Origin of the sequence: Pseudomonas cuatrocienegasensis, from assembly GCF_900110925.1 — a bacterium.
Lineage (GTDB): Bacteria > Pseudomonadota > Gammaproteobacteria > Pseudomonadales > Pseudomonadaceae > Aquipseudomonas > Aquipseudomonas cuatrocienegasensis.
The window spans coordinates 25545-43990 of record NZ_FOFP01000010.1; the positions used below are offsets into that span (position 1 = coordinate 25545).

The 18446-nt window shown below is 62.6% G+C and carries 19 protein-coding genes; 10 read left to right on the forward strand and 9 right to left on the reverse strand.

The genetic code is table 11. The features are described from left to right. The first annotated feature begins 313 nt into the window (after positions 1-313). The 5 genes from BMW49_RS14540 to BMW49_RS14560 all read left to right on the forward strand — a co-directional run bounded on the left by BMW49_RS14540 (position 314) and on the right by BMW49_RS14560 (position 5447). Complete coding sequence (locus tag BMW49_RS14540; protein ID WP_069520585.1) at positions 314-1282, forward strand: 2-oxoglutarate and iron-dependent oxygenase domain-containing protein; 969 nt, start codon at positions 314-316, stop codon at positions 1280-1282. Positions 1283-1485: 203 nt separating this feature from the next. Beyond that, the gene (locus BMW49_RS14545; RefSeq protein WP_069520583.1) at positions 1486-2433 is read left to right on the forward strand and encodes an adenosine deaminase; all 948 of its coding nucleotides are present in this window, start codon (positions 1486-1488) and stop codon (positions 2431-2433) included. Positions 2434-2589: 156 nt separating this feature from the next. Continuing rightward, on the forward strand, positions 2590-3336 hold the full coding sequence (locus BMW49_RS14550; protein WP_069520581.1) for a substrate-binding periplasmic protein: 747 nt from the start codon (positions 2590-2592) through the stop codon (positions 3334-3336). An 11-nt stretch (positions 3337-3347) separates the two neighbouring features. Next, on the forward strand, positions 3348-4697 hold the full coding sequence (locus tag BMW49_RS14555; protein ID WP_069520579.1) for a diguanylate cyclase domain-containing protein: 1350 nt from the start codon (positions 3348-3350) through the stop codon (positions 4695-4697). A gap of 15 nt (positions 4698-4712) precedes the next feature. After that, on the forward strand, positions 4713-5447 hold the full coding sequence (locus tag BMW49_RS14560) for a substrate-binding periplasmic protein (RefSeq protein ID WP_069520577.1): 735 nt from the start codon (positions 4713-4715) through the stop codon (positions 5445-5447). Between the two features lie 16 nt (positions 5448-5463). On the opposite strand, the gene BMW49_RS14565 is transcribed toward BMW49_RS14560, so the two are convergent. From BMW49_RS14565 to BMW49_RS14595, 7 genes are all read right to left on the reverse strand, one after another. After that, entirely contained in the window at positions 5464-6048 is a 585-nt protein-coding gene (locus BMW49_RS14565; protein ID WP_069520575.1) for a cytochrome b/b6 domain-containing protein, read from the reverse strand. Next, positions 6048-6314, reverse strand: a complete 267-nt coding sequence (locus tag BMW49_RS14570) for a PepSY domain-containing protein (protein WP_069520573.1) — start codon at positions 6312-6314, stop codon at positions 6048-6050. Before BMW49_RS14570 ends, BMW49_RS14565 begins: the two co-directional genes overlap by 1 nt. Before the next feature lie 368 nt (positions 6315-6682). After that, positions 6683-7165, reverse strand: coding sequence for a copper chaperone PCu(A)C (locus BMW49_RS14575; RefSeq protein WP_069520571.1), 483 nt, complete (start codon positions 7163-7165; stop codon positions 6683-6685). 95 nt (positions 7166-7260) lie between these two features. Continuing rightward, positions 7261-9291: a TonB-dependent receptor gene (locus tag BMW49_RS14580; protein ID WP_083251807.1), complete on the reverse strand. Its 2031-nt coding sequence runs from the start codon at positions 9289-9291 to the stop codon at positions 7261-7263. A 79-nt stretch (positions 9292-9370) separates the two neighbouring features. Next, a complete protein-coding gene (locus BMW49_RS14585) occupies positions 9371-10777 on the reverse strand; it encodes a PepSY-associated TM helix domain-containing protein (protein ID WP_069520569.1) in 1407 nt (468 codons plus the stop codon). Positions 10778-10995: 218 nt separating this feature from the next. Continuing rightward, entirely contained in the window at positions 10996-11382 is a 387-nt protein-coding gene (locus BMW49_RS14590) for a DUF2946 domain-containing protein (RefSeq protein WP_069520567.1), read from the reverse strand. 70 nt (positions 11383-11452) lie between these two features. Further along, a complete protein-coding gene (locus tag BMW49_RS14595; protein WP_069520565.1) occupies positions 11453-12370 on the reverse strand; it encodes a LysR family transcriptional regulator in 918 nt (305 codons plus the stop codon). 114 nt (positions 12371-12484) lie between these two features. On the opposite strand from BMW49_RS14595, the gene BMW49_RS14600 reads away from it, so the two are divergent. The 4 genes from BMW49_RS14600 (at position 12485) to BMW49_RS14615 (ending at position 16047) form a co-directional block, all read left to right on the forward strand. Then, positions 12485-12775, forward strand: a complete 291-nt coding sequence (locus BMW49_RS14600; RefSeq protein WP_069520563.1) for a putative quinol monooxygenase — start codon at positions 12485-12487, stop codon at positions 12773-12775. A gap of 9 nt (positions 12776-12784) precedes the next feature. After that, a complete protein-coding gene (locus tag BMW49_RS14605) occupies positions 12785-13801 on the forward strand; it encodes a zinc-binding alcohol dehydrogenase family protein (RefSeq protein WP_069520561.1) in 1017 nt (338 codons plus the stop codon). 149 nt (positions 13802-13950) lie between these two features. Then, positions 13951-15798, forward strand: coding sequence for a bifunctional diguanylate cyclase/phosphodiesterase (locus tag BMW49_RS14610; RefSeq protein WP_069520559.1), 1848 nt, complete (start codon positions 13951-13953; stop codon positions 15796-15798). A 66-nt stretch (positions 15799-15864) separates the two neighbouring features. Beyond that, positions 15865-16047 carry a hypothetical protein gene (locus tag BMW49_RS14615; RefSeq protein WP_069520557.1) on the forward strand — a complete coding sequence of 61 codons (183 nt, stop codon included), beginning with the start codon at positions 15865-15867 and terminating at the stop codon, positions 16045-16047. Here BMW49_RS14615 and BMW49_RS14620 read toward each other — a convergent pair. Beyond that, the gene (locus BMW49_RS14620) at positions 16044-17234 is read right to left on the reverse strand and encodes a multidrug effflux MFS transporter (RefSeq protein WP_069520554.1); all 1191 of its coding nucleotides are present in this window, start codon (positions 17232-17234) and stop codon (positions 16044-16046) included. The two genes, BMW49_RS14615 and BMW49_RS14620, sit on opposite strands and share 4 nt — an antisense overlap. Before the next feature lie 177 nt (positions 17235-17411). Here BMW49_RS14620 and BMW49_RS14625 point away from each other — a divergent pair, with 177 nt between their 5' ends. Next, complete coding sequence (locus BMW49_RS14625) at positions 17412-18077, forward strand: TetR family transcriptional regulator (protein ID WP_069520552.1); 666 nt, start codon at positions 17412-17414, stop codon at positions 18075-18077. On the opposite strand, the gene BMW49_RS14630 is transcribed toward BMW49_RS14625, so the two are convergent. Beyond that, a complete protein-coding gene (locus BMW49_RS14630; protein ID WP_069520550.1) occupies positions 18057-18257 on the reverse strand; it encodes a heavy-metal-associated domain-containing protein in 201 nt (66 codons plus the stop codon). The two genes, BMW49_RS14625 and BMW49_RS14630, sit on opposite strands and share 21 nt — an antisense overlap. Between the last annotated feature and the right edge of the window lie 189 nt (positions 18258-18446).

The following is an 18446-nucleotide window of genomic DNA, read 5'->3' on the forward strand; positions in this document are numbered from 1 at the left end:
CCCACAATCTATAACCCAGATGCCGTCCCTGCCTTACCGGCAGAACCGCATCAAAAGGGCGCCCCATAACCGAGGCGCCCTTTTTCGCTGCATGGAGCCTGTCGGGCTCAACCGTTCGTCGCGAGGGAAAGCTCGGTTTGAGACAGTTTTGCGGCTTTACCGAGGCGGATGGCCACCCCGCGAATAGCGCGCTATTTAACGAGGGAAAGCCACAAAAGTGGCCAAATCCGGATTTTCCGCAGCAGAACAGTGTTGAGTTCGACAGGCTCCTTAGTACGAGAAGACTCGCAGCACCGCCCCACCCGGAGCCCCTATGAATACCCTACCGATAATCGACATCGCCCCGCTCTACAGCGACGACCAGAACGCCTGGCCGGCCGTGGCCGAGCAGATCGATCACGCCTGCCGCGAGTGGGGCTTTTTCTATATCACCAGCCACCCGATCAGCCCGGCGCGGATCGCCGAACTGCTCAGCGCCGCCAAGGCCTTCTTCGCCCTGCCAGCAGAAGAAAAGCTCAAGATCGATATCACCCAGACCGCCCATCACCGGGGTTACGGCGCGATTGCCACTGAGCAGCTCGACCCGAGCAAACCGAGCGACCTCAAGGAAACCTTCGATATGGGTTTCCACATGGACCTCAACCACCCTGAGGTGTTGGCCGGCAAGCCATTGCGCGGGCCCAATCGTCACCCTGATCTAGCTGGCTGGACCGAGCTGATGGAACAGCATTACGGCGATATGCAGGGGCTGGCCAAGACCCTGCTGCGCGCCATGGCCCTGGCACTGAATATCGAGCGCGATTTTTTTGACAGCCGCTTCAATGAGCCGATCAGTGTGCTGCGCATGATCCACTACCCGCCGCGCCACACCGCCACCAGCGCCGAACAGCAAGGCGCCGGTGCGCACACCGATTACGGCTGCGTCACCCTGCTCTACCAGGACGACGCCGGCGGCTTGCAGGTGCGCAATCGCGACGGCGAGTGGATAGACGCGCCGCCAATTGCCGGCAGCTTCGTGGTGAACATCGGCGACATGCTCGCGCGCTGGAGCAACGACCGCTACACCTCGACTCCGCACCGGGTAATCAGCCCGTCGGGCGTGGATCGCTATTCCATGCCGTTCTTCGCCGAACCGCACCCGGACACCCTGATCGACTGCCTGCCGAACTGCTCCAGCGCCGACAACCCGCCCAAATACAGCCCAGTGACCAGCGCCGCCTACCTGCTGTCGCGCTTTGCCGATACCTATGCCTATCGGCGGGAAGAGCAGGCTCAGGTTTAGCTGGGGTCTGGTGGGAGGGGCTTTAGCCGCGACATTGCCAGCCAGTAGGGTGGATGACGCTTTTTTCATCCACCACCCGCAGCGCCACGCAGCGCGCTTGGTGGACATAAAAGGCGATGTCCACCCTACGCAGCCCGATTCGGCGAAACCCTGCCCTAGCGGTTAAACTTTCGCGCAACCACGCCTGATAACGAGATCCGACCATGTACGACTGGCTCAATGCCCTGCCCAAGGCCGAACTGCACCTGCACCTGGAGGGTTCGCTGGAGCCCGAGCTGCTGTTTGCCCTGGCCGAGCGCAACAAGATCAAACTGCCCTGGAACGACGTTGAAGCCCTGCGTAGCGCCTATGCGTTCAACAACCTGCAGGAGTTTCTCGATCTGTATTACGCCGGTGCCGATGTGCTGCGCAGCGAGCAGGATTTCTACGACCTGACCTGGGCCTACCTGCAAAAGTGCAAGGCGCAGAACGTCATCCACACTGAACCGTTCTTCGACCCACAGACCCACACCGACCGTGGCATTCCCTTTGAAGTGGTGCTGCGCGGCATCAAGCAGGCGCTGGTCGATGGCGAGAAGCAGTTGGGCATCAGCCACGGCTTGATCCTGAGCTTTCTGCGTCACCTGTCCGAAGAAGAAGCCTTCAAAACCCTGGAGCAGGCCAGGCCGTTCCGCGATGCGTTTATCGCCGTCGGCCTGGACAGCTCGGAGATGGGCCACCCGCCGAGCAAGTTCCAGCGGGTGTTCGACAAGGCGCGCAGCGAGGGCTATCTGACCGTCGCCCACGCCGGCGAGGAAGGCCCACCCGAATACATCTGGGAAGCCCTGGACCTGCTGAAGATCGAACGTATCGACCACGGCGTACGCGCCATCGAAGACGAGCGGCTGATGCAGCGGATTATCGACGAACAGATCCCGCTGACCGTCTGCCCGCTGTCCAACACCAAGCTTTGCGTGTTCGATGACATGCGCCAGCACAACATCCTGCAGATGCTCGAGCGCGGCGTGAAGGTAACGGTGAACTCTGACGACCCGGCCTATTTCGGCGGCTACGTCACGGAGAACTTCGCCGCCCTGCACGACAGCCTGGGCATGACCCAGGAGCAGGCCCAACGCCTGGCGCAGAACAGCCTGGATGCGCGCTTGGTCTGAAAAACCGCGATCAGGCGCATGGCATGCCGCGAATGCCGGTAAAAAACTGGCATGATTTGCCGCCGCGGCATGTACAGGCAGGGGAGATGGCACGATGATAGCAATGAAACGATCAGGCTTCGCTTATCGCCACCATTGCATTGTTGAGGTTGCATTATGATGAGGCCCCTGCGCTGCGCATGGCTCGCATTACTCCTTGGCCTGTCACTGCCGGCAATCGCCACGCAGAAGCTGCGCATCGTCACCGAAGAGCTGCCGCCCTTCAACATGACCCTCGACGGCAAGCTCACCGGGCTCTGCACCGAGATCGTCCAGGCCGTTCTGGATGACGTCGGCGAAGCGGCCCAAATCCAGTCCATGCCCTGGGCGCGGGCCTACGATATCGCCATGAATAGCGAGAACGTGCTGATCTACTGCATGGCCCGCACGGCGGCGCGTGAGCAGCAGTTCAAATGGGTTGGCACCATCGCCCAGACCGACTGGTACCTGTTCTCCCTCGATCCGAACCTGCGTCTGAACAGCCTGGACGATGCGCGCAGCCAGCAGATCGCCACGGTCAAGGACGATGCCGGCGAAGAATACCTGACCGCCCAAGGCTTCGCGGTAGGACGCAACCTGCAATCGAGCAACAAGTACGAGCACAATTACGAAAAACTGGTGCTGGGCCGGGTCGATCTGTGGATCGCCAATGAGATGAACGCCCTGTACCTGGTCCGCCATGCAGGCCAGGACCCGACTCAGGTGCTGCATCGCGCCTTAGCGCTGCCCGATCTGGGGACCCACGGTCTGGGCATGGCCTTCAGCCTGAAGACCCCCGACGCGACCGTCGAACGCTTTCGCGCGGGCCTGCAACGCCTGCGCGACAGCGGCCGCTACGAAGCCATCACTCGCACGTGGCGATAGGATCCCTGCCAATGCCCGAGACGCCTCACGACAACCCAGAAACACCACCCGTGACGCCGCACGTGGGCCAGTCACTGGGCCGTCGCCTGGTGCTGACAACGCTGGTCTTCTGCGTGCTGTTCATTCTGCTTAGCGCCACGGTACGCACGTTCTCGGCCTGGAATAGCAACCAGGAAGACATGACCAACGAACTGCAACTGATTGATCAGGTGTTTCGTGGCACGCTTTCCAAGGCGATCTGGGAAATGGACCGCGATGCGTTGCACACCCAGCTCGATAGCGTTTCCCAGGTGGCCATTGTCGGCCTGGTCGAACTGCATATTCTCAAGCCTGGGCGCGACCCCGAAGTCTTTCAGCGGGCCCGCCCGGACATCCCGACAAGCTCGGGCAAAGCCCCCACTCTGCAACGTGTGTTGACCTACACCCCCTACCCAGGCGGAGAAGAGACGGTCGGCGAGCTGCGCCTGGTCGGCAACGAAAGCCTGCTCTGGCGACAACTGATCAGCGACGTCACCGGCATTGTCTTCACCCAGGTGCTGCAGTCATTGCTGCTGGCTGGGCTGATCATGTGGACGTTCAATCGCTCGGTCACGGTGCACGTGCGGCATATCGCCAACCACCTCAGCCAACTGTCGCCGCTCAACCTGCATCGCGCCCTGCAATTGCAACGCAGCGGACGTCATCAGGACGAACTGAGCCTGCTGGAAAGGGGCGTCAACGGCCTGCAAGATAAGTTGTCCGGTTATCTTGAACGTCAGCACATGGCCGAACAGAACCTGGCCGCCCACCGCGATCGCCTGGCCGAACTGGTGGAAGAACGCACCACGGAACTGCGCGCGGCCAACGAGTTGTTGCGCGAGCTGAACCGGCGCGACCCCCTGACTGGCATCGCCAACCGCCGGCACTTCGACGAGGTCAAGGACATCGAGCTGCGCCGTGCCCAGCGCCGGGATCAAGCGCTTTCGGTACTGATGTGCGATGTCGATCATTTCAAGCTCTACAACGACAACTACGGCCACAGTGCTGGCGACCAGTGCCTGCAACAGATCGCCCAATTGCTGACCCAGGTGTTCTGTCGGGCCGGCGATCTGGTCGCCCGACTCGGCGGCGAGGAGTTTGCCGTGCTGCTACCAGGGCTCAATGCCGAACAAGCGCAACACGCCACCCAGCGCTTGCACCGCCTGCTGGAGCAACAACAGATTACCCACGCCTATTCACCCGTCGCACCCTACGTGACACTGAGCATCGGCGTCGCCCAACTGGGCGCTGTACCCGATGACTTCGAGGCTCTGCTGCAGCGTGCAGACGCGGCGCTGTATCGCGCCAAGCATCAGGGCCGAAACCGTACGATCCACACCTGATTGACGAGGCTCATCATGACGTTTGCCTACCGTGGTGCCTGGCTAACCGCCGTGCTTCTGATGTTCTGTGGCGCAGTGCGTGCCGAGACGATCCAGGCGGTTACCGAGGACAGCCTGCATGCCTTTATGGACGGCGACAAGGTTTCCGGCCCGGCCACTGCGGTGGTTGCCAGCACACTCAAGACTGCTGGCCTGGATTACCACCTGGCGCTCTACCCCTGGGCACGCGCCTATGACATGGCCTTGCAACAGCCCAATGTGCTCATCTACCTGATCTTGCGCACGCCGCAGCGCGAGTCGCTGTTCAAGTGGGTGGGTGAAGTGAAGCGCTATGAGCCTTACCTGTACAAACTCAAGCAGCGCCAGGACATTCAGGTCAACAACCTGGAAGATGCCAAGCGTTACCCGATCGGCGTGGTCCGCGACGACGTACGCCATGCGTACTTCAAGGCACAGGGCTTCAGCAAACTCTTCGTCGCGTCGCAGAATCGCGACACCATGAAGCAACTGTTCAATGGCCAGATCGACTTGTTGCCACTGATCGAAGGGGATGCCATGCGCCTGAGCAAGGAAGCCGGCGGCGACTTCGCCAGCCTGGAGCAGGTCATGCCCCTTGCAGACCTGACCACCGGCCTTTATCTGGCCTACAGCAATAGCACCGACGACGCCATCGTCGAGCGGACCCGCAACGCCTTCGAGCAGTTGCGTAGCACGGGAGAGGTGGCACGACTGATGGGAAGCAACCCATGATGCAGATGCGCCCCCCTCAGTCGCCTAGGGCCTGTTCCCGTTTCGTTCGCGGCCGCGACGAAACGGGAACAGACCCTAGTTTGCGCCGCTTGCCGGTAACCATCGACAGCGGCAGGTTTTCCTTCAGGCGGTAGCTTTCAAACAGCGCCGCGGCAATATGTAAACCCACCAGCGCCATCAGCGCGTTGGCGCAGAACTCATGGATTTCCAGCGGCAGATCAGCGCCCCAGAAGTAATCGACCTCCTCCATCAGAAAGCCGGTCACGCCCAGGCCGAGCATCAGCAGCATCATGCCGATCATCACCAGAGCACCGAGTGGGGAGTGCCCCAACCGGTGGTAATCACGCCCGGCAGTCAATGCGCGCAGGTGCTCGGCGAGGCGCGCGCGGGTCGGCCAGAAGTCCGCCCAGCGCGCGGCCGGCGTGCCGATAAAACCCCACACCAGGCGGATCGCCAACCAGGCCACGGCGTAGTAACCGAACCAGCGGTGCCAGTTCTCGCCCTCTTCGGTGAAGAAGTAATTGGCCAGAAAAGCGCCCGCCAACGACCAGTGGAACAGCCTGATCAGCGGGTCCCACAGGCGCAGGGTGGTGCTGCTCATCAGTCTTCAACTTCGCTTTTGACGACCTTGCCATCGACCGGATCGAAGTAGATCTCGACCTTCTGGCCTTCCTTGTTGAAGCCGTAGATTTCGTAGCAGTTGCCGCTGGTAACCTTGAACTTGTTGATTTTATAGCCCTGGGCTTTGAGGTCAGCCTGGAACTTGTCCTGATCCTGCCACTGCGCCTTGTCGGCGGTGGTGCATTCGGTGGCAGCAAAGGTCAGCGGGCTGGCCAGAGCCAGGGACAGCAGAAGTAACTTACGCATGGGTAGTCCTCTCAATGCAGGGGGAATGTGTGTCTGCGGGGACTACTCTCGGGCCACAACCTTAAGGCTGTATTAGGGAATGCTGATTCGTAGCGCCGATGCAATCCGGGGAAGATCAGTGCAATCCATTGAATCGTGCGGATGTGGGAGGGGCTTTAGCCGCGACTCAAAAGCTCGCGGCTAAAGCCCCTCCCACGACTGGCCACCTCAGAAGTCGTAATCCACCTTGGTCCACAACGTCCGCCCCGGCTCGTCGAGACGGGTATCCGGCGCTGATTTTGACCTGCTTGGTCACCCGTTAGGCAGCGTTGAGCCCGACGGAGAACAGTTCCCCGTAGTCGGGGAAACACCAGCGCAGCGGTTACGGATCAGTGGGCATGCCCTTCACCATGGCCCTTGTCGCTGGCCGGTGCGTCCTTCTGCACCGCCACTTCAACCTCGACTGCACCGGCCTTCTCGAAAGTCAGGGTCAGCGGGAAGCGCTCGCCGTCCTTGGCCTGCTGCTTCAGGTTGAACAGCATGACGTGGTAACCCATGGGCTCGAATTTCACCTCGCCACCGGCGGGGACGAGCACATCCTGTACCTGCTGCATTTTCATTACGCCATCGGCATGCACATGCTCGTGCAACTCGGCCTTGCCGGCGTTCGGCGTGCTGACGCTGATCAGCCGATCGGCGTCGCTGCCCTTGTTGTGAATCACGAAGTAGGCGGCAGCCGTCGCTGCCACTGGCGGCATCTCCCGCGACCAGGGGTGATCGATGTGCAACTGGCCGGCGCTGTACTCGTGGGCCTGGGCCAGCAGGGCCGGCAGCAGCAGGGAGAGGCCGAGCAGGGTTTTCTTCAGGGTCATGGTGTTACCTCCTTGGGGGATAGGTACGGCTGTATCGGGGTAAGCGGTGAACGCCTGGCTGGGCATCCACCCCTACAACACAGCCGAATAAGAACTCAAAAATCCAGGGTCAAACCGGCATAGAGCGCGCGACCATCGCCGGGCGCATGCAGGGAATCCAGGGCACCGTCAGGGTCATACCACACGTACTCGTAGTAGCGGTTGGTGACGTTCTTCAGTTGCATGTCCACGCTCACCGTCTCACTCAGGCGGTACTCCGCGCCGAGGTTGAGCAGGGTGTAGCCACCGTACTGACCTCGTGCGTTGGTACGTTCCAGGTAGTAGTCGCTCTGGCCATTGACCCAGGCGCTCAGTTTGAGTTTGTCGCCGGCCTGGTAATCGGCACCCAGAGCGTAGAGATGATGCGGCACATGGTCGATTTCCTTGCCCTTGCTGCTCGGCAGGTTGGGGTTGGGTTCGAGGATTTCGGAGAACTGCCGCGAGTAGGACAGCCAGACGCGCGCCAGGTCGTTCGGGTACAGGTTGAGCTGGATGTCGTAACCGCGGCGCAAGGTTTCACCGACGTTTTCCGAGTCGCCGACCGGGTCGTTGAGCTTGCGCTGTACCTCGTCGGTGGCGTGCTGCTCCCAGTAGGCCACCCGACCGTCGAGCCAGGTCGCCGGGTTGAACTTGATCCCGGTTTCCCAGCCCTCGTTGATCGAGGGTTTAAGGTCATCGCTCTGGCTGGCCAGGCGATATGCGCCGGAGCCCACACCGATCTGGAAGGTGCGCCCCCAGTTGGCGTAGAAGCTGGCTTGTTTCCACGGTGAATAGACCAGGCTGAATTTGGGCTGCTTGATGTTGCCGTAGTCGTTGACGCTGGCGCGCTCGCCGCTCAGTGCGTTGCGGTAGTCGCCTTCGACCCGGTCTACACGATAGGCCGGAATCAGCTTGAGGCTTTCCCAGGGCTGGATCACGGTCTGCAGGTAAACACCTGTGGTGATCAGGTCGAACACCTGGTCGCGGGTCTGTGCAGCACGCACCCGATTCAGGGTGCGATAGCGCTCGCTGACCACCTCCTGACGCTGAATATCCGCACCACCTTCCAGGGCGAAGTCGTACAGCCCCTGCACCTCGGGGCGCCAGGTCAGGCTGCTGATAGCGCCGTACTGGTCTTCGTCGTTGAAGCGCTCCTGCTGCGCCGAAGTGATCCAGTATTTGGTCCAGCGGCGGTCTTCAAAGCGGTTGTAATAGACCTTGTTCGACCAGGCCAGGTCCTCGGCCACATCGGTGTCCAAGTGCAGGCTGAGCTGGTCCATGCTGCGCTCGCCTTCATCAAAGGCGTTATTGGCGTAGGACTGACGGGGGTCGTCACGCGCGTCGGCTCGGGTCAGGTAACCGGCCTCCAGCGCATCGGCTTCGTAATGCCGGGCGATCAAGCCGGCGCGCCAACCGGCGTCAGCGCTATAGAGCCACTTGCCGGCGAAGCTCTGCCGCTCGGTGTCGGCATGGTCACGGTAGCCGCCGCTCTTCTGGTAGGCGACGAAGTAGTTCTGCGACCAGTTGCCCGTCTCGATGCCTTTGACCAGTTGCAACTCCTGGGTATCGAAACTGCCGGTGCGCAGGCGCAGCTTGCCGTCGTTGCCGCCCTGCAGGGTGTTGATGCTGGCATTGCCGGCGATGTTGTGCAGGCCGTAGCGTGGGTCATTGGTGCCGCGCACCACTTCGATATCTTCGATATCCAGCGGGTAGACCATGTCGATAAAGGGCATGTTGCCGTCGTTGGTGTTACTCGGGATGCCGTCGATCAGCAGCTTGACCGCATTGACCTCGCCTTCACCGTTAAAGCCGCGAAACGACAGTTTGCCGGAGGTGGTGCCCTGGTTGAACTGGGTCAGCATCACGCCTGGCACACGCTGGAACAGCTCCCAGCTGTATTGCACGGGCTGCTTTTCCAGCACGTCGCTGCCGACGTAATCCACCGAGCTGAGAATGTTGTGGCTCGACAACTTGCCCTGCTGTTCAGGGGTAACGGTCACGCTGCCGAGCGCCAGGGTGCTGTCGGCCAGCGCTGGCAGGGCCTGCCAGCCAAGGGCAAGGATGGCCAGCTGGATGCACAAAGGTAATGGTCTTAGAGTGAATGGCATGTCTTGAAATCCAGTTTCACGCGCAAGACGCGCGGGTCATCTACCGGCGCACAGAGGCCGGTAGGCATTCGAGAGTGGCTCAGGCTTCGCTGGTGTTTACCGCCAGCTGCCGACGCAACAGGCCCAGTAAGCGGTCCAGCACCCACACCAGCACCAGCGAGGCGCCAACCAGCGGGAAGAGCACGCCGAGCGCCAGCATCACGCCGATAGCGGTCTTCCAGCGCGGCAGGTCGTGGCGCAGCGGCGGCACGCCGAGGCTGCCGGCGGGGCGACGCTTCCACCAGAGCACCAGGCCGCTGACCGAGCTGAACAGAATCAGCAGGCAGACCAGCGCCATGAATATTTGGTTGACCAGGCCGAACAGCTTGCCCTCGTGCAGCATCACCCCGGTTTCCACGGTCTTGGCCACCAGGCCGTAGTCCTGCCAGCGCACATCGGCAAGCACCGCGCCGCTGTATTGGTCCAGGTGCAGGGTGGCGTCGTTACGCGGGTCGTCGGCAAACAGCGCGACGCTGTAAACGCCCTGTTCGCCCTTGGGCAAGGTAATGCTGTAGCCCGGCTGCACGCCGCGTTCGGCGGCGGTATCGACGACATGCTGCAGCAGGCTCGCGGAGCTTGCCGGGGCGCTGTGACCGGCATGGCCCTGGTGCGCCGCATGGGGGTCGGAAGCCGGCAGCGGGGTGACTTCCACCGCCCAGGCCACGGTCTGCTGGCGGCTGGTGTTGAGGCTACCGGTCAGCTCGCCGGACTTGGGTACGTCATCCCACATGGCCGCAGGGAAGTGGTTCCAGGCGCCGGCGAACTGCGCGCCCCAATAGCCGGTCCAGGTCATGCCGGTGAGCAGCATAAACAGTAGCAGCGCGCTGCCCCAGAAGCCGGTCACCGCATGCAAGTCGCGCCACCACAAACGTCCCCGGGCACTCAGGCGTGGCCAGAGCACACCCGCCCCGCTGCTGCCACGCGGCCACCACAGGTACAGGCCGGACACCACCAATACGATGCCCCAGCCTGCCGCCAGCTCGATCAGACGGTCGCCGATAGTGCCGATCAACAGATCGCCGTGCAGCTTGCGCGCAGCTGCTTGCAGGTTCCACAGCGCATCCTGGGTGCCGAGCACATGGCCGCTGTAGGGGTCGAGAAACAGATTGAGGTCCTGCCCCCCATCGCTGAGCACAAACTGCGCACTGCGCCCGGCAGCAGTCGGCGGGAAGTACTGGCTCACCCTGGCCTGCGGATAGGCCTCGCGCACCAGGCTCAGTTGCTGGTCAGCACTCAGGCGTTGTTCAGCCACCGGCACCTGCAGCAGGTCGGCATACATCAGCTCATCGAGCTGCGGCTTGAACAGGTAGATCAGCCCAGTGAGCGACAGCATGATCATGAAGGGAATGACCAACAGCCCGGCATAGAAATGCCAGCGCCAGGCCAGGTTGTAGAAGGACACCTGCCCACGCGGGCGCGCAGCAGTAAAGTCGGGGGACGACGACATAAAACTTCTCCAGAGACATGCCCAGGGGCACGCGCTCGATTCGCATGAAGGAAACGCCCAGCAGGCCGTTGAAAAACGTAGGCGAGGCAGCCAGCGCAAGGCAAAAACAGGCGAAAAAGCGGAGTTTACGAGCTGTAAATGAGCATTTTGAGCCTGTTTTTAACGCAGCGATGGCAACGCAGGTAGTTTTTCAACAGCCTGCTAACGGGGCGCAGTTATCAGGCGAGAAACGGAGAAGCGCGGGGGTTGGCCGAGGGCCAGAGGTAGCGGACCGGACGCGGGCTGAACAGCAGGCTGGGCAGCGGCGAGCGGCTGGCCGCGAGCATACCCAGCAGGCCGAAGAAGGCGGCCAGGATAATCGCGCTGAAGGTGCTGCTGAGCGAGCAGCCGGAGCCGGTGGCTGGGCTTGGCGCGACGATACCGGAGCCATCGAGGTCGGCACCGGCGCCAAAATTGCCCTCGAAGGAACAGTACTGGCCGTCCAGCCCGGCCAGCTGCAGCCCGGCGATCTGGCCATGACTGATCGCACAGACGAACGCACTGAACAGGACGCTGAAATACAGCATCCAGGCGATCAGTGAGCGGTTAGTGCGGGCCAGTTTCATAGGGCGCGACTCTAAACAGAGGATGCCAGTGCAGCACTGCGGTGGATCGCCGCAGGCATGCCGCACCATCTTAGTTCGCCCAAGGCGCCTGCGCCAGCAGCCCAGCACAGCGCGCCTGGACGAAGTCACGCAGCAAGTGCACCGGCTTGCTCAACTGAGCGCGATGGGCGCACACCAGGTACAGCGGCGTCGCCTCACCCAGGCTGTGGCTGAGCAGCACCTGCAGGCGCCCGGCCTGCACGTCACCAGCCACATCCAGCCAGGACTTGTACACCAAGCCATGGCCAGCCACCGCCCAGCGCCGCACCACGTCGGCATCGTCACTGATTCGGTCGCCCTGCACCACCAGGCTCTGCTCGCGCTTGCCAGCCTGGAAACGCCAGCGCTCGTGGACCCGCCCGCCAAGCATGTACAGCAGGCAATTGTGCTCCGCCAGCGCCTCCACGTTCTGCGGTACACCACGGCGCGCCAGGTAACTTGGCGCGGCGCACAGTACGCGTCGATTACTGGTGGCGACCGGTAGCGCGACCAGGCTGGAGTCTTCCGGCGCGCCGTAGCGCAGGGCCACGTCCACCGGCTCGCGGAACAGGTCAGCCACCCGGTCGCCTAGTAGCAGGCGCAGGTGCAGCAGCGGGTGCAGGGCCTGAAAGTCGTCCAGCCAGGGCAGCAGCGTATTGCGGCCAAAATCCGACGGCGCCGAGAGCTGCAGCACGCCGCTGATGCCTTCGCGGCTGCCATCCAGTTGTTGTTGGCCCGCTTCCAGGCTTTGCAGGGCCTGGCGGGCATGGGCCAGGTAGGCCTCGCCTTCCGGGGTCAACCGCAGGCTGCGGGTGGAACGCACGATCAGCCGCGTGGCGAGCTGTTGCTCCAGGCGCTTGAGCGCCGCGCTGGCCACGGCGGGCGAGATATCCAGGTGCCGCGCCGCCGCCGAGAGGCTGCCCAACTCTGCGGTACGCACGAATAAGTGCAGGTCATCGAAGCGCAACATGCGCAGCTCACTTTCAATAAAAAGTTGAAAGAGACTTTACTCAGGCGCTGTTTTTCTTGCCAGCCAAATAAACGAGCATGGTCACCCGTTCAGCCGTGCCCCTGGAGCCTGACCATGACCACCCCGCTGACCCTGATTGCCACCCTCACCGCCAACCCGGCGCAGCAGGCGGCCGTGGAAGCCGGCCTGCGTGTGCTGGTCGAGGCCAGCCGCCGCGAGGACGGCTGCCTGCAGTACGACCTGCATCGCCATCAGCAACACGCCCATGTGTTCGTGATGATCGAGCAGTGGCGTGATGAGCAGACCCTGGCGGCGCACCAGCAAACCCCACACTTTTTGCATTTCGGCCAAACCTGCGGCGCGCACCTGCAGGCAATCGACCATCAACTCATGCACCGCCTCTAGGAGCCCGCCATGAAAGCCATTGCCTACTACGCAAGCCTGCCCGCCGATAACACTGATGCCCTGCAGGATGTCGAACTGCCAGCCCCGACACCCGGCCCACGGGACCTGCTGGTCGAGGTCAAGGCCATCTCGGTCAACCCGGTGGACACCAAGATTCGCCGCAACGTCGCCCCCGAAAATGGCGAAGCCAAGGTACTCGGCTGGGATGCCGCCGGCATCGTCAAAGCAGTGGGCAGCGAGGTGAGCCTGTTCCAACCCGGCGACCGCGTGTACTACGCCGGCGCCATCCACCGCGCCGGGGCCAATAGCGAGCTGCATGTGGTGGACGAACGCATCGTCGGGCACATGCCGACCAGCCTGCCGTTCGCCGAAGCTGCCGCCCTGCCACTGACCGCGATCACCGCCTGGGAAATGCTCTTCGATCGCCTGCAAGTGCCCCAGGGCGAGGCCGACCTGGGCCAGCGCCTGCTGATCGTCGGCGGCGCCGGCGGTGTGGGCTCGATCCTGATCCAGTTGGCACGTCAGCTCACCGGGCTGACCGTGATCGCCAGCGCCTCGCGCCCGGAAACCCAAGCCTGGGTCCGCGAACTCGGCGCGCACCATGTCATTGACCATAGCCAGCCCCTCGCCGAGGAACTCAAGCGCATCGGCATCGACCAAGTCACCCACGTCGCCAGCCTGACCCAGACCGATCAGCACTTCGACCAACTGATCGAAGCGCTCGAGCCCCAAGGTCGCCTGGCGTTGATCGATGACCCAGCCATGCCGCTGGATGTGATGAAACTCAAGCGCAAGTGCCTGTCGCTGCATTGGGAGCTGATGTTCACCCGTTCGCTGTTCGAGACTGCGGACATGATCGAGCAACACCACCTGCTCGAACGCGTCGCCGAACTGGTGGATGCCGGCACCCTGAAAACCACCCTGGGCGAGCACTACGGCGTCATCAACGCCGCCAATCTGCGCCGAGCGCATCAGCGCCTGGAAAGCGGTACGGCACGCGGCAAACTGGTGCTCGAAGGCTTCTGAGCAGCAGCGCTGTCAACACAAAAATGGCAATATGCCACCAAGGTAGCGTATTGCCCCCAGCCACGACGCCATCAGCTAAGCTTAAGGCAGGTACGACGGGTTCATGTCCCTGGCGACCGCCCTTTATTTCGTCAGTGGAGTGGGTCCGGATGCGTTCCGATCTCGCAGTACCATTGCGCCTGGCTGGTGCCTACATCCTGTTTAGCCTGTTATGGATGCTAGGCGGCGAGTACCTGCTTGCCCCACTGGTCGACAAGACTTACGGGGACGGCACCCTGCATCAGCTCGAAGACCTGTTGTTCGTGGTGCTCAGCACGGCGCTGATCTTCGTGATCATCCACCGTGACCGCCATTCCCAGCGTGACCTGCTCGACGCACTCTCACGCAACAGTCGCCTGCTGCAGCAGGCTCAGCGCAACGCTGCCCTCGGCAGCTGGGAGTACGTGGGCAGCTTGCACCTGAGCCAGGAGGCGCTGCGTCTGTTCGACCAGGACGCTGCACACAGCCATACCAGCCTCGACACCCTGCTCACCTGGTTGCATCCAGCCGAGCGCCCAGCAGTGCAGCGCGCCTTCCGCAGCTTGCTGGACAGTTGTACGCCGCTGTCGATCAGTGCACGGCTGTACCGCCCGCAAGCCACTGAGGACAGCTGGCTGATGCTGCGCGGCGAGGTCGACAGCTCCGGGCAGGTGCTGGGCACGGTGCAGGACATCAGCGCGCAAAAGCGCGACGAACAGGCCCTGCGCGACAGCGAACAGCGCTTTCGCCAGTTATTCGAGCGCACCCCACGCATCGCCGTGCAAGGCTATGACCGCGAACGCCGGGTGATCTACTGGAACCAGGCCAGCACCCAGCTGTATGGCTACAGCCTGCAGGACGCCATGGGCAAACGCCTGGAAGAGCTGATCGTGCCACCACCCCAGCGCGGCAAGGTGATCAATGCCATCAACACCTGGCTGCTCGGTGGCCCGGCCATCAGCGCCGGCGAAATCCAGCTGCAACGCAAGGATGGGCGCAAGGTCTGGGTCTACTCCAGCCATACCATGCTGCGTAACAGTCGCAACCAGCTGGAGCTGTACTGCGTGGACATCGACCTCAGCGAGCAGAAGACCATTCACGGCGAGCTGCAGGACAGCGAAACGCGTTACCGCGAGCTGGTGGACACCCTCAGCGACGTCATCGTACTGACCGATGCCGAGGCTCACCTGCTGTTCCTCAACCCTGCCTGGGAAGCGATCAGTGGCTACCGCATGCACGAAAGCCTCGGCAAGCAGTTGCCGCAGTTCCTCGTCGACGAAGACGCTGCGCGCCTGCGCGCTCAACTCGCAGAACTACCTGGCTGTACGGGCAGCATTCGCGGCGAGTACCGCCTGCTCAGCCGCAATGGCCTGCAGCGTCGGGTAGAGCTGCACCTGCATCGCAACCCGCTGAATGGCAGCATGCGCGGCAGCCTCTGTGATATCCAGGAGCGCTACCAGCTTCAGCAATTGCAGCACGCGCGCAACGCCGTACTCGACGAGTTGCTGGCCCGTCGGCCGGTCGACCGGATTCTCGATGGCATCAGCCGCCGGCTGCAGGACCTGAGCCCACGTATGCGCGTATCGATCATGCTGGTGACCCCCGATCAGACCTTACATGTGGCCGCGTCCCCGAGCCTGGACGAACGCTACCGCGAGGCCATCGAGGGCGTGCCCGTCGCCGAGGGTGTCGGCTCCTGTGGGCATGCGGCGCACAGCGGCGAGCTGGTAATCGCCGAAGACCTGAGTACCCATCCCTATTGGGCTGACTACCACGAACTGGCCAGCGCCTGTGGCCTGCGCGCCTGTTGGTCGCTGCCCTTCAAGGATGACCATGGCGAGGTGCTGGGTACCTTTGGCATCTATTACGACAGCCCATCCCGGCCCAGCAGTGCGGATATCGCCCTGGTCACCGAGTTCACTCGCCTGGCCGGATTGGCGGTACAACAAACGCGAAGTACGCCGCGACCAATGGATTGATCAGGGTCAACCGATTGTCATTAAGCAGGACTAGAATCAAGCCTCCCACCATAGGAGGTGCAGGCCATGAACATCCAGATACGACCGCTCACTCAGAACGGCGAACCACGCTGGTGCGTCAGCTTTGCCAAGAACCGCGTGTCTTTCCGCAGCGAGATGGAAGCACGTACGTTCGTCACCACCCTTGAGGCGCGCCTGCGCGCGCCCCACGTCCTGCCTAGCGCCATACCGCAACGGCAAGCGGGCTAGATACTCGGGTGCCCTGCACGGCGCTCGGCCCAGCGGGTCAGGCGTGACATCAGCACCGCCAACGTGGCGCAGCCACAAATGACCAACGCCATGGGCAGTGCGCTGCCATCGTGCAGCGCGCCGACCAGTGCGGCGGCGCTGGCGGCAATCGCAAACTGCAGGCTGCCGAGCAGCGCCGAAGCACTGCCGGCATGCCGACCCTGACCAGCCATGGCGCTGGCCGTGGCATTGGGCAGCAGGATACCCAGGCAGGCAATACAGCCAAACAGCGGTACCAGCAGCGGCCACAGGGCTGCAGGCTGGCTGCTGGCAATAGCGACCAATAGCAGCGCACAGACCAGGTAGAACCAGACCGTGCGCCGCAACCAATAGCCCGGCCCATGCCGCGCCACCAGCCAGGCATTGAGCTGCGCCACCAGGATGAAGCCGGCGGCATTGCTACCGAACACCCAGCCGTAATGCTCGGCGGGCACCCCATACAACTCGATAAAGACGAACGGCGAGCCGGCGATGTAGGCAAACATCCCAGCGATCGCCAAGCCACCGGTCAGCGCATGACCGATAAAAGGGCCGTCGCCGAACAACCGCACGTACTCACCAAAAGCACCACGCAACGGTGCGACCGGCGCCGTGGGTGCCAGGGTTTCCGGCAGCCACAACGCCACGCCCAGCCAGCACAAGGCGCTAAACAGGGTCAGGCAGATAAAGATCGACGGCCAGCCAAAACTGTTGAGCAGCAGCCCGCCACCCAGCGGCGCAAGTATCGGCGCCAGGCCCATGACCAGCATCAACTGGGAAAACACCTTGGCCGAACTGATCGGGTCGCACAGGTCCCGTACCACGGCCCGCGATACCACCATGCCCGCGCAGCCCCCCAGGGCCTGAACGAAGCGCGCCGAAATCAGCCACTCCAGGCTCTGCGCCAGGGCACAGGCCAACGAGGCCAGGCAGAACAGCAACACCCCCACCAGCAGCGGCAGACGCCGCCCAAAACGATCGGCCAGCGGGCCATACACCAGTTGCCCCAGGGCCAGACCGACGAAATAGGCTGCCAGCGACAGCTGCACGTGCTCGACATCGGTGTCGAACACCCGTGCCAGCGTGGGGAAGCTAGGCAGATAGAAATCAATGGCCAAGGGACCGAACGCACTGAGTGCGCCCAGAATCAGCAAAATGCGTAACGGCATGGGGTAGATCCACAGAGGAGCAGTACAAGGGAGCAGGCCTGACGCTCGACCAAAGATAAAACCGGGCAGGCGGGCATAGGCCAAGGAATTTACATACAACAGCGCTTGTAAAAAAGACCCACCGATCCATTTTCATTACACTGCCCGCACTTTCCCTGACATGTACGCCCGAATCGCATGCGCCGAACCAAAGAAGAAGCCGAAAAAACCCGCCATGCCATCCTCAGTGCAGCAGAACTTCTGTTCCTGGAAAAAGGCGTGGCCCACACCAGCCTCGAACACATAGCCCGTCAGGCGGGCGTTACCCGTGGCGCGGTGTACTGGCACTTCAAGGACAAGGCGCACCTGTTCCACGACATGCTCAGCCAGGTACGCCTGCCGCCTGAAGAACTGGCCGAGCGCCTGCAGTGCAGCGACGCCTGTGACCCGTTGCGCGTGCTCCACGCTCTGGTGGTAGAAGCCCTGGAAAACCTCGCCCGCGACGCCCAGACGCGGCGCATCTTCACCATCCTGCTGCACCGCTGCGAGTTCACCGAAGAGCTGCGCGAAGCGGAAACCCGGCATGAAGCCTTCATCAATCAATTCATCGAGCTGTGCACCCAGCAATTCGCCCAGCCGCAATCCATGGCCCGCCTGCAACCGGGGATGACCCCACGCCTGGCGGCCCGCAGCCTGCACGCCCTGATCGTCGGCCTGTTCAGTGACTGGCTGCGCGACCCGACCTTGTTTGATCCGCTAAGCGAGGCCCGCGTGCTGGTCGACGCCTGTTTCCGCGGACTGATCCGCGACTGGGCCGCCAGCACAGCCTGCCCCGAGGCGCCGCTACTTCACGGCAACGACTGAATAGCCTGCGGCCTCAATGACCGCAGCAAGTGCCTCGGCAGGCTGGGCGCTGTCGATGCGGACCTCGCCGCTGGCCAGCTCGACCTGCACCTGGGCCGTAGCGTCCAGGCCCTGAACGGCCTTAGTCACGGAGCGCACGCAGTGACCGCACGACAGGCCAGTAACAGTGAATACGGGCATGGGAACCTCCTGATAAGTGGGATGACTGGGAGCCTGTCGGGCTTGACCGTTCGTAGCGAGGGAAAGTCCGTGGTCCGACATTTCGGCTTGAGTCAGTTTTGTTGGTCTTTCGAGGCGGATGGCCGCCCCGCAAATAGCGAGCTATTTAACGAGAAAGAGCAGCAAAAGTGGCCGAGTCCGGCTTTTCCG